Below are 10,992 nucleotides of genomic sequence, written 5' to 3' on the forward strand. Positions count from 1 at the left end.
TCGGCGCACGCCAACCCATTTCGGAAGGATCAAGATGACCGCAGTCGCCCTGGAGTCGGGGTACTGGAGTTCGCTGGGCGAGGGTGTGGGAGCGATCGTCCTCTACGCCCTCGTCGGCTTGGTGCTCATGCTCGTCGGCTTCTACGCCATCGACCTGACCACGCCGGGCAAGCTGCGCAAGCTGGTGGTGGCGGGCAAACCGAACGCCATCATCGTCACCGCCGCTGGCATGATCAGCATGGCGTTCATCGTGGTACTGGCCATCCTGGCCGTCGGCAGCGGCGGCAAGCTCTCCGAGGGCCTGATCGCCGCGCTGGTGTTCGGCCTGGTCGGCATCATCGCCCAGATCGTCTCGGTGCGCGTGATCGAACGGGCGATCGGCATCGACATCGGCAACGCGCTGCACGCCGAGACCTACACCGCCGAGGCGCTCGTGGTGGCAGCCGCGCATTTCGCGCTCGGGCTGGTCGTCGCCTTCGCGATTCTGTAGGTCGCCCCTCGGCGGTTCGGATCGGGCGGGCAGCTCCTACCCCGCCCGATCGCCCGTACGCGGTTCGAACGGCTCGGTCAGTGCGCGTCCCGATGGTCGAGGCAAAAGGCCGCCGCGGCCAGGTACTGGCGGCATTCCGGGCCGTGACCGGCGTGCACGCTGCGGATGAACAGGGCGCGATCCAGGTCGAGATCCGTCGAGGGCTCCGCGGCACAGTCGCGATACTGTGTCCGCCACAGGTCCTGCATATCCAGCGATGTCTGCATCGTGCACCACCTTCCATGCTGCGTATCAGTGCGAGAAGGCTTGCCAATATCCCTACGCCGGAGGCATACCCGCTCGCGCCTCCCGGCAACCGGTGTGCGTCACCGGGTCACCAGCCGCCAGTCGTCGGGCAGGCGCGCCGCGGTGATCTGCGTGCCCTCGGCCTCCAGGTCGACGGTGGTCGCGCCGAGCCGCAAAGCGCGCAGCGACACCCTGCCCCACCGCGGGGGCAACTGCGGCCGGACGGTGAGCGTCCGGGTCGGCGCGTCGGGGTCGAGGCCGAAGAACGCGCGCACCAGCAGCAGCGGCGCCGCGCTCGCCCACGCCTGCGGTGAGCAGGACGTCGGATACGGCACGGGAGTGGCGAAGCGCGACCGGGGAAAGCCGCAGAACAATTCCGGCAGCCGGCCGTCGAACATCGCCGCGGCGTCCAGCAGACCGGTGGCCAGCTGCGTCGCCAGCTCGACCGCGCCGGGCACGTGCCGGTAGCGCAGCAGGCCCGCCACCGCGATCGCCGTGTCGTGCGGCCAGACCGAGCCGCAGTGATAGCTCATCGGGTTGTAGGCGCCCATGTTCGAGGCCAAGGTGCGCAACCCGAAGCCGGAGTCCATCTCCGGGCTCGCCAAGCGCGACACCACTTCGGCGGCATGCTCGTCGGTGGCGATACCCGACCAGAGGCAGTGGGCGACATTGCTGGTCAGCGCGTCGACCTGGCGTTTGCCGCCGTCCAGCGCCACGGCGTACCAGCCGCGATCGGGCAGCCAGAACTGCTCGGCGAACTTCAGCCGCAGCTCCGCGGCGCGTTCGCGCAACACTCCGGCCATCCGTGGATCGTCGAACGCGTCGGCGAGTTCGGCCCTGGCCAGCATCGCGGCGTGCACGTACCCCTGCACCTCGCACAGCGCGATCGGCGCCTCGGCGATATGGCCGGTGGCGTCGTTGATTCCGTCGAAGCTGTCCTTCCAGCCCTGATTGATCAGGCCGCGGTCGGTGGCGCGGCGGTACTCGACGAAGCCGTCACCGTCCCGGTCGCCGTAGTCGGTGATCCAGTGCAGCGCGGCGTCGGCGGCGGGCAGCAGTTGCCGGATCACCTCGGCGTCCGCACCCCAGCGATGGCATTCCGCCAGCAGCATCACGAACAGCGGTGTGGCGTCGGCGGTTCCGTAGTAGATGTTGCCGCCGAACACCTGCCCGCCCGCCGGGCCGCGGCGCATCTCGTGCATGATGCGGCCGGGCTCCTCCTCGGTGAGCGGATTCACGTCCTGCCCTTGCAGATCCGCCAACTGCTGCAGCGTGCCCAGCGCCAGGTCCACCTCCAGCGGCAGCGCCATCCACGCGGTGAGCAAGCTGTCGCGGCCGAACAGGGTCATGAACCACGGCGCGCCCGCGGCGACGAACGGACGGCCGTCGCCGGATTCGTCGTGCATCTGCAAGGCGCCCAGATCGCTCTCGGTGCGGCGCAGCACTCGGGTGAGCACCGGGTCGGACGCGGCGATGTCGGTCGCGGTGTCCCGCCACGCCTCGATCTTGCGGCCCGGCGCGCTGATGCCGTAGTGCTCACCGGGCGAGATCGCCTGGAATCGCTGATTGCCCACGGTCGGCTGGGCGATGATCTCGGTCTGCCAGGATTCGCCGACCGGAACGATCACCCGCCACACCAGGGAACCCGGCATAACCTGCGGTTCCACGGTCGCCGAAATCGAGATCCCCCGGCTGCGATCGGCGTGATCGTGCAGCACCAGTTCACCGTCGGCGACTGTCACGTCGGCCCTGGCGTGTCCGGCACGGCCCTCCTTCACGGCGAACAGGTCGACGAAGTCGGCGTCCACGTGCAGCTCCAGCAGCACCGCCGTGGGCTCGCGACCCATGTTCTCCAGCGTGATCAACTCGTGCATGCCGTCGGCCACGATCCGTTCGCGCACCACCAGCAGCGTGCTGTCGGCCAGGCCCGCCTGCGGGGGCCTGCGCAACACGAACCTGGCGGCGAACGCCTCCGGACTCAGCACCGAGAGCGGCTCCGCGGGTTTGCCGTTCACCAGCAACTCCCAGCGCGACAGCACGCGCGCGTCCCGGAAGAACAAGCCGTGCGGCTTACCCGGTTCGACATCGCCGAGCCGATCGGACAAGCAGAACGTGCCGCCTTCGACCAGGGTGACAGAGCCGCACCCCCCGAACCCGGTCGGCTCACCGGAGTTCAGGGGGGCGGGGGTCAACGGTGCGGAACCGGTCACGCCAATCCGCTCGCCGCGATCCTGACCGACGCGGCGCCGGGCGCGGTGTCGACCGGCGCGGCGGCGGGCGCCGCGGTGTCCAGCGGCGCGGCGCCGAACCGATTCTTGGAGCGCAACAGCCGGCGATACACCTGCTCGTACCCGAAGCCGAGCGTGTCGGAGCCGAACTTCGCCTGCACGTGGGCACGGCAGGCGTACGGGTCCATCGCCCTGACCTCTTCGATGGCCGAGGGCAATTCGGCGGGATCGGTGCAGATGCGGCCGGTTACGCCGTCGACGATCACCTCGGACACCGCCCCGCCGCGCAGCGCGACCACCGGCGTGCCACAAACCATGGATTCGATCATCACCATGCCGAACGGTTCCTCCCAGCGGATCGGGAACAACAGGCAACGCGCATTGGCAAGCAGCTTACGCTTGGCTGCCGCGTCGGCGAGTCCGAACACGTGATCGTTGTCCGTCAACAGCGGCCGCACCTTCTCCTCGAAGTATGCCTGTTCGGGACGTTCGCTGCACTTACCGGCGAGCACCAGCGGGATGCCCGCGGCGTGCGCGGCCTCCAGCGCCAAGTGCGGGGCCTTGCACTCGTTGAACCGGCCGAGGAACAGCGCGTAGTCGTCCTTCTCGACCCGGAACGGCCAGTCGTCGACGTGCAGCGCATTGTGCACCCGTCCGGTCCAATTGAGGCCCGGTGCCAGCTCGCGCTGGCGGTCGCTGATCGCCACCAGCGCCACCTCGTCGCCCAGATCCTGGTAGTACCGGTAGATGTCGTCCTCCACCGGCCCGTGCACGGTCAGCACGGTCGGCAGGCCCATGCTCTGGAAGACGGCCGCGTTGAGCGGACCCGCGAAAGTGTGGTCGTGCACCAGGTCGACACCCGAAGTCGCCACGAGCTCTTCGATCGCGCGGCGCACCCGCAAAGCGTGCACGACCTCGGGGAACGGCTCTCCGAGACGCTCGGGCAGCGCCCGGTCCCACACCGGCACGAACTTGGCCTTCGTCCCAGGCTCCCCCGCGCCCAGCAGGGTGACGTCGTGGCCACGGGCCACCAATGCGTCGACCAGATCGGCCACCACGGCCTCGACACCGCCATATGCCTTGGGCGGGACGTCGAAGTACGGCGGCACGACCATCGCGATGCGAAACGGGCCGCTGGAACGATCTGTCGACAAGTAGTCGGACGACGGCATTTCCAGATCGGACGATGCCTGCGCGGAAATCGGCACGGAAAGCGCGCTCATGACCCTCCTTCCAGGGACAACCAAGTAGCACTCGCATTCACCCAGCACTCGGAGTACCGGGCGCCGAACTGAACTAAGTGGCCGCCGCGGCGGAGGTGAAGACCTAGCTGCACCGCCGTCCATGGGGCTTGGTTGGCCTGGTCACGCTTTCGGCATGATCAGGGGGGCCGAGTGGGAGGTACCTCGAGCGGGCTCGTTCAAACCAAACAGTTCGGGAAAAATCGCACCGCCCAGCGTTCGTTCAGCTATCGATGGGTAGTCCGGTGGCCCCGCCTTGTCCGGCGCGCGTCACCCCTCGATGACGACCCGGGGATCGTGGTCCGCCGCCGTGGCATCGCCCCCCGCCACGACGAACGACAACAGATCCGCCGCCTCGGCGCGCACCGCCGCCTCGTCGGACGTGGACAGCGGATGCCACGGCACGATGCGCAGCGTGGCTCCGTCGAGCGACCAGCGGCCGTGCGCGAAGCCGTCGACCAGATACACGGGTACACCCGCCGAAGCCTCTCTGGCGGTGCGCTTGCGGTCTTCCTCGCTGATGATCCTGCGACGGTCCTTGTGGCCGAGCAAGGCGTTGTCGAAGGCGGGCAGAAAACGCACGGGCACGGGCAGATCCGGCTCGGCCAGCGGCGCGTCCGGCAGGTCGAACAACACGCGGCGCTGGTCGTCGGTGAACACCCGCAGCCGGGTGCGCAGACCGTCGACGACCTCCGCCAGCCGGGTGATGCCCGCCCACGCCTGCATGTCGGCCACCGTGGCCGGGCCGAACGCGGCGAGATAGCGCAGCACCAGCGTCTCGGGCTGGGGCGTCTCTGCCAGGGGCACGCCCGTCCATTCCTCGGCCAATCCGACCGTGACATAGCGATTGCGCCATCGCCCCCACGCGCCGGACTCCGAGCCGTGCGCCATCGGGACCAGCGCCTCGACGGTTTCGGCGAGTCTGCGCGTATGCCGCTCGGGAAAACGCGGGGCGAGCAGTTCACCCAATTCGCGGCGGCGCAGCCGCTGCCCGGCCAGCAGTTCGCGTCCGGCCCGCGCGAGTTCGTCCAGGTCGACGCCGTCGATCTCGTCGCGGTAGTACGGCGCTTTCAGCATGGCGGTGACCGCGGGCTGCACCGTCGGCCGCAACCAGCCGAAGTCGGCGGCGTCGGCCAGGTGCACGGTCCGGCGGATCATGGTGGAGCGCACCAGCCTGCGCTCGCGCAGCAGCACGGCCAGGTCGTCGTGCCGGAACCCGGTCAATCGCGACCACAGCCCCACATAGGGCCAGTTCGGCTCCTGGCCCTGCACCGCGACCAGGTGCCGGACGAGGTCGAGCGGGGACAGCTCCACTCGGTCCACCAGCTTCTGGCGGACCAGCAGCGTCCGATTCAGTTCGCGCAGCGACAGTTCCGTCATGCGCTCATCCTCGCCGAGCCCACCGACATCTCAGCGCTCCGGCGACCCGGCCTGCGTGCCGACGGTCCCGCCGGTTCACTGCACGGGCAGGCAGCGGCCCGGGTCGGGCAGGTCGGCGCACGGCGCGTTGCCGTGCGCGCGCAGCACCTCTTTCCCGGTCTGGTCGGTCAGGTAGTGCAGGAAGCTCGCGGCGAGCGAGTCACCGGGCAATTCCCCGTTGCTGTAGGCGTACTCGACGCCCCAGAAGGGGTAGGTGCGTCGCACGGCGGCGTCACGACCGGCGCCGACGCCGTCGATCGCGATGGTCGGCAGACCCGCCTCCATCGCCTCGGAGAACTCCGCATAGCCGATGGCGCCGGGGATGTCGGCAACGGCCTTCCGCATGTCGGCGGTCACCTGCACCTCGCAATGGGCGAACGCGCCGATGGTCGTGCCCTTCAGCGCTGTGCAGCTCACGTGCGGCCGATCCGGCTGCGTGCCGTCGAGCAGTCTCCGCTCGAGGGTGTTTCGCGATCCGGAGCCCGGTATGCGGTTCACCAGCACCACCGGCAGGTCGGGACCGCCCACCTCGCGCCAGTTGCCGATCTTGCCCCGGTACAGATCCTGGATCTGGGCCACGGTGAGACCACGGATGCCGACGCCGGGATGCGTGACCATGGTGAACAGCGACAACGCGAGCGGACGGTACACCAAACCGGGGTAGCCACTGCCCTTCTCGCCATCGGTGATGGCGAGCAGGCCGGGGTTCTTCGCGCCTTCCTCGGCCAACCGGTCCAGTCCGCGCTCGGTCCCTTCGAATGCGAAGGTGAACTCCGCTCCCGGGCAACGCTTCTGATACTGCCCGGCGGCCTCCCGCAGCACCGGTTCGAACGCGGAGGACCCGATCACGGTCAGCTTGCCCGACTCGCATTCCAGCGGCGGCGGCGCGGGCTGGCGCCAGACCACCACGAGCAGGAACACGATCACCAGCACCAGCACCACCGTGAACACGACCAGCCTGCGGGGAGTGCCCGCCCGGGTCTCGATGATGCGTCCGCCCTTGATGCCGCCGCGCAGCACCGGGTCCGGGGCGGTCCCCGTACCGTCGGAGCGTTCCAGGATGGCGAGGATCTTGTAGTGATCGCTCTTGCCGAGCGGCACCTTCGGCAGATCTATCACGCCGGTCTGCCCGCCGTTGTTCTCCTCGCGCACGTCGATGCCGGAGTTGCGGCCGAGGTGGTCGGCCAGCGACGAAGGATCGCTCAGCTCGTTCACTGCCATGCCGATCACCCGGCGCTTCGGGAAGTGCAGGTGCAGACCGACTTGCGCGGTGGGCGCGGTGTAGTCCTCGGTGTCGATGCGGGTGATGCCCGCGTTCTCGATGCGCACCAGCACGACCGAGACGTCCTGCAGGTCCGGGCTCGCTCCGTCGGCCGAGGGCCGCAGCTGCGTGAGCACGCCGGGAAACCGCGACTCGATCTCCCCGGTGACCGGCGTGTCCATCTGCACGCGGTAGCCGAGCCGTTTGCGGCCGGAGAAGACGAACTCCCGCAAGAAGGCGGCGACCGCCACGAGGAGGGCTACTACCGCCACGGCGGTACCTATGAGTTCCAGAACGGTATCCAGCGGCAAGTCATCCACGAGTTGATCCCACCCCCAGCGATACGTGTGGCCCCCATTCTCGGCGGCGATCATCTACCGGCACAGGGGAAGTCGAACTGTTCGGCGACAGTTAACCCTTCGGTCACGCTGCCGCGCGAGTCCAGGCCAGCAGATCCGCGAGCGGCCAGGTGTTGATCACGCGTTCTGCCGCGACACCGTTCGCGAGGGCGCGCTCACACCCGTACCCCTGCCAGTCGAGCTGGCCGGGTGCGTGCGCGTCGGTGTCGATCGAGAAATAGCAACCCATCTCGGCGGCCAGGCGCAGCAATCGCGAAGGGGGGTCCAGTCTTTCGGGCCTGCTGTTGATCTCCACGGCGGTGCCGTAGACGCGGCACGCCTCGAACACCACCTCGGCGTCGAACGTCGACTCCGGCCTGGTGCCGCGGCCGCCCGCGACCAGGCGGCCGGTGCAGTGGCCGAGCACGTCGACGTTCGGGTCGGCGACCGCGCGCACCATGCGCTCGGTCATGGTCGCGCTGTCGTCGCGCAGACGCGAATGCACGCTGGCGACCACGATATCCAGCCGGGCGAGCAGATCCGCCTGCTGGTCGAGGGAGCCGTCGTCGAGGATGTCCACCTCGATGCCGGTGAGGATGCGAAACGGCGCCAACCGTTCGTTGAGTGCGGCCACCACGTCCAGCTGTTCGCGCAGCCGGTCGGCCGACAGGCCGTTGGCCACGGTCAGGCGCGGCGAATGGTCGGTCAGGGCACAGTATTCGTGCCCCAGCGCGGCCGCGACCCGCATCATCTCCTCGATCGGACTGCCGCCGTCGGACCAGTTCGAGTGGGTGTGCAGATCGCCGCGGAGTTGTTCGCGCAACGGCTTGCCCGGCGCCCCGATGGGCTGCGCGGCGGCGCGCAGCTCGGTCAGGTACCGCGGTACCGCCCCCGCGTATGCCTGCTCGATGATCGCCGCGGTCTTGGGGCCGATACCCGCGAGTTCGGTCCAGGTGCCTGCCGCCCGGCGCGCCTCCCGCTCCTCGGCGGGCAAACCCGCGACGACGTCGGCGGCGCGCCGGTACGCCTTCACCCGGTGGGTTTCCGCCCGGGAGCGCTCCAGCCAGAAGCCGATCTCGCGCAGCGCTGCCTCCGGACCGAGCTGCGTGGCACGGTCCGGCATCCCGGTCGGCTCCTGGTCGGGCACCGCGTTATCGCACCCGGCTGTACTTCACGAATGCCACGCCGTCTTCGAACACCGTGCTGGTGATCACCCGGAACTTGGCGGGTTCCGGCAGCCGCGATCCGGTGCCGAACAGCGCGCGCCCCCGGCCCAGCACGATCGGGTACAGCTTGAGGAAGATCTGATCGATTTCCGGCAGCAGTACCTGCGCCAGCTCACCGCCGCCGCACAGCCAGATGCCCAGCCCGCTCTCGCGCTTGAGTTCCCGCACCTTCTCGATCGGGTTCTCGGCGATCAGCTCCACGGCCGGATCGGGACTCTCCGGCAGCGTGGTCGAGACCACGAACTGGCGCAGGTGCGCGTACGGGCTGGAGGTGCCGGTGCGGACGCCGAAGTCGTGCGTCTTGCGTCCCATCAGCACCGTGTCGAAGTAGCGATTGCGCTCCTCTACGCCGAGCGCCTCGCGCACCTTGGCGGGCAGCGTCTCGGGGTACTGGGCATTGATCGACGGACCGTGATCGCCGCCGACGGGGAAGAAATCGACCGAGCCGTCCTCGGTGGCGATGAATCCATCGATGGTCGACGCGACGTAATAGGTGAGCTTGCGCATGCTTCCTTCCTCACGGTCGGGTGACATTCCGAACCGCCCTGAGGAAACGGTAGCTCGCTCCCGCTAGCGACGACGAGGCTTCGGCTGGCAGCGCGGGCAGGAATAGGACGAGCGGTTCATGAACCGCTCCCGGATGATCGGCGCACCACACCGGCGACACGGCTCGTGCTCCCGACCGTATACGCCGAGGGACCGTTCGAAGTAACCCGACTGGCCGTTGACATTCACATAGAGCGCGTCGAAGGACGTGCCGCCCGCGGCGAGCGCCTCGCCCATCACGGCGCTCACCTCGGCAAGCAACCCGCGCAGGGCGGGCTTGGACAGTCCAGAGGCGCGACGGCCGCCATGGATCCGCGCGCGCCACAGCGCCTCGTCGGCGTAGATGTTGCCGATTCCGGAGACGACGCCCTGGTCGAGCAGCACGCGCTTGATCTCGCTCTGCTTGCCCCGGATGACCGCGACCACGGATTCCACGTCGAAACGCGGATCCAGCGGGTCGCGGGCGATGTGCGCTACCGGCTCCGGCACCAGGGTGCCGTCCACCTCGACCAGCGGCGCGAGCGCCCAGCCGCCGAAGGTGCGCTGGTCGACGAATCGCAACTGGGTGCCGTCGCCGAAGGTGGCGCGGATGTGCGCGTGCTTCTCCACCGGCGCGTCGGCGCGCTGGACCAGCATCTGCCCGCTCATGCCCAGATGCACGACCAGGGCGGCTTCCTCGTCGTCGAAGGTGAGCCAGAGGAATTTGCCCCGCCGCTGGGCCGACTCGACCGTGCGGCCGGTCAGCCGCGCGGCGAGATCGGCGGCGCCTTCGAGATGGCGGCGCACCGAGCGGGGGTGGGTGATCGCCACCGATTCGACGACCCGCCCCACCACGTGCTCGGCGAGCCCGCGACGCACGACCTCGACCTCGGGAAGCTCGGGCACGTCAGGTTTCGGCGGTCAGCGCCTCGTAGGCGGCCCCCGCGGCCTTCTGCTCGGCTTCCTTCTTGGACCGGCCGACGCCCTGGCCGTAGGCCCGGCCGCCGATCACGGTGGTGGCGGTGAATTCCTTGTCGTGGTCCGGCCCGGTCGAGGTGATCTCGTAGCTGGGCACGCCGAGACCACGCTCGGCGGTGAGTTCCTGCAGACTGGTCTTCCAGTCCAGGCCCGCGCCCATCCGCGGGCCGCGCTCGAGCAGGTCGGCGAACAGCCGCAACACCACCGAGCGCGCCACCTCGATGCCGTACTGGAGATGCACGGCGCCGAGCAGCGACTCCATGCCGTCGGCGAGGATGCTCTCCTTGTCGCGGCCGCCGGTGAGTTCCTCACCTTTGCCGAGCAGCAGGTGCGCACCGAGGCCGCCCTCACCGAGCCCACGGGCCACCTCCGCGAGGGCGCGCATGTTCACCACGCTCGCGCGCAGCTTCGCCAGCTCACCCTCGCTCTTGGAGGGATGCTCGTGATACAGCCGCTCGGTGATGCTCAGCCCGAGCACGGAGTCGCCGAGGAACTCGAGACGTTCGTTCGTCGGCAGACCGCCGTTCTCGTACGCGTAGGACCGATGGGTCAGCGCGAGACGCAGCAAATCCGGCTGCACGTCGACGCCCAGGGCTGCGAGCAGGCTGGCGTGTGCACCGGACGAGTCGGGTTCGTCGGTCACGTCGCTACAGGTCGTGAGGATCAGACCGCGGCGGTGACCTGGCGGCCCTTGTAGGTACCGCAGGAGGGGCAGGCGATGTGCGGCAGGGTCTTCTCGCCGCAGGCGCGGTTCGGGCAGGTGATCAGGGCCGGCGCGACGGCCTTCCACTGGCTGCGCCGCGACCTGGTGTTGGAACGGGACATCCGGCGCTTGGGAACGGCCACGACTACTTCTCCTCTGTCCTAATTGCTTTGCCGGTTCGGCTGAACGGTCTTGCTCAGTGGTCCGGGTCGGCCGCACCCTCGTCGGGGCTGCCGGTGCCGGGCGATCCGGAGGCGAATTTAGCCAGTCCGGCCCAGCGAGGGTCAAGTATCTCATG

General features: G+C 69.1%; 11 protein-coding genes. 1 reads left to right on the forward strand and 10 read right to left on the reverse strand.

The window, feature by feature from the left end:
• Window positions 1-34 precede the first annotated feature (34 nt).
• Entirely contained in the window at window positions 35-490 is a 456-nt protein-coding gene (locus ON27_RS18780; RefSeq protein ID WP_043728915.1) for a DUF350 domain-containing protein, read from the forward strand.
• Window positions 491-567: 77 nt separating this feature from the next.
• Here ON27_RS18780 and ON27_RS42935 read toward each other — a convergent pair whose 3' ends face one another.
• The 10 genes from ON27_RS42935 to rpmF all read right to left on the reverse strand — a co-directional run bounded on the left by ON27_RS42935 (window position 568) and on the right by rpmF (window position 10,837).
• Window positions 568-756: a hypothetical protein gene (locus tag ON27_RS42935; RefSeq protein WP_157227233.1), complete on the reverse strand. Its 189-nt coding sequence runs from the start codon at window positions 754-756 to the stop codon at window positions 568-570.
• Window positions 757-855: 99 nt separating this feature from the next.
• Window positions 856-2,985 (reverse strand): amylo-alpha-1,6-glucosidase, encoded by a 2,130-nt coding sequence (locus ON27_RS18785; protein ID WP_373282769.1) that lies wholly within the window; start codon window positions 2,983-2,985, stop codon window positions 856-858.
• Window positions 2,982-4,175 (reverse strand): glycosyltransferase family 4 protein, encoded by a 1,194-nt coding sequence (locus ON27_RS18790; RefSeq protein ID WP_083887661.1) that lies wholly within the window; start codon window positions 4,173-4,175, stop codon window positions 2,982-2,984. Before ON27_RS18790 ends, ON27_RS18785 begins: the two co-directional genes overlap by 4 nt.
• Before the next feature lie 339 nt (window positions 4,176-4,514).
• Window positions 4,515-5,624: a winged helix DNA-binding domain-containing protein gene (locus tag ON27_RS18795; protein WP_043728919.1), complete on the reverse strand. Its 1,110-nt coding sequence runs from the start codon at window positions 5,622-5,624 to the stop codon at window positions 4,515-4,517.
• A 75-nt stretch (window positions 5,625-5,699) separates the two neighbouring features.
• Window positions 5,700-7,244: a PstS family phosphate ABC transporter substrate-binding protein gene (locus ON27_RS18800; protein WP_043728972.1), complete on the reverse strand. Its 1,545-nt coding sequence runs from the start codon at window positions 7,242-7,244 to the stop codon at window positions 5,700-5,702.
• A 103-nt stretch (window positions 7,245-7,347) separates the two neighbouring features.
• Complete coding sequence (locus ON27_RS18805) at window positions 7,348-8,385, reverse strand: PHP domain-containing protein (RefSeq protein WP_043728973.1); 1,038 nt, start codon at window positions 8,383-8,385, stop codon at window positions 7,348-7,350.
• A 28-nt stretch (window positions 8,386-8,413) separates the two neighbouring features.
• On the reverse strand, window positions 8,414-8,995 hold the full coding sequence (locus tag ON27_RS18810) for a dihydrofolate reductase family protein (RefSeq protein WP_043728921.1): 582 nt from the start codon (window positions 8,993-8,995) through the stop codon (window positions 8,414-8,416).
• 63 nt (window positions 8,996-9,058) lie between these two features.
• A complete protein-coding gene (mutM, locus tag ON27_RS18815) occupies window positions 9,059-9,919 on the reverse strand; it encodes a bifunctional DNA-formamidopyrimidine glycosylase/DNA-(apurinic or apyrimidinic site) lyase (RefSeq protein ID WP_043728931.1) in 861 nt (286 codons plus the stop codon).
• Window position 9,920: 1 nt separating this feature from the next.
• Window positions 9,921-10,634: a ribonuclease III gene (rnc, locus tag ON27_RS18820; RefSeq protein ID WP_043728933.1), complete on the reverse strand. Its 714-nt coding sequence runs from the start codon at window positions 10,632-10,634 to the stop codon at window positions 9,921-9,923.
• A gap of 20 nt (window positions 10,635-10,654) precedes the next feature.
• Window positions 10,655-10,837, reverse strand: a complete 183-nt coding sequence (gene rpmF / locus ON27_RS18825) for a 50S ribosomal protein L32 (RefSeq protein WP_043695426.1) — start codon at window positions 10,835-10,837, stop codon at window positions 10,655-10,657.
• Window positions 10,838-10,992: the final 155 nt, after the last annotated feature.

The sequence above is a fragment of the Nocardia asiatica NBRC 100129 genome, assembly GCF_000308415.1.
GTDB lineage: Bacteria > Actinomycetota > Actinomycetes > Mycobacteriales > Mycobacteriaceae > Nocardia > Nocardia asiatica.

Coding starts and splice junctions, on each gene's coding strand:
- ON27_RS18810 (WP_043728921.1), bottom strand. CDS start 8,995: ATGCGCAAGCTCACCTATTACGTCGCGTCGACCATCGATGGATTCATC.
- ON27_RS42935 (WP_157227233.1), bottom strand. CDS start 756: ATGCAGACATCGCTGGATATGCAGGACCTGTGGCGGACACAGTATCGC.
- ON27_RS18780 (WP_043728915.1), top strand. CDS start 35: ATGACCGCAGTCGCCCTGGAGTCGGGGTACTGGAGTTCGCTGGGCGAG.
- ON27_RS18795 (WP_043728919.1), bottom strand. CDS start 5,624: ATGACGGAACTGTCGCTGCGCGAACTGAATCGGACGCTGCTGGTCCGC.
- ON27_RS18805 (WP_043728973.1), bottom strand. CDS start 8,385: ATGCCGGACCGTGCCACGCAGCTCGGTCCGGAGGCAGCGCTGCGCGAG.
- ON27_RS18790 (WP_083887661.1), bottom strand. CDS start 4,175: ATGCCGTCGTCCGACTACTTGTCGACAGATCGTTCCAGCGGCCCGTTT.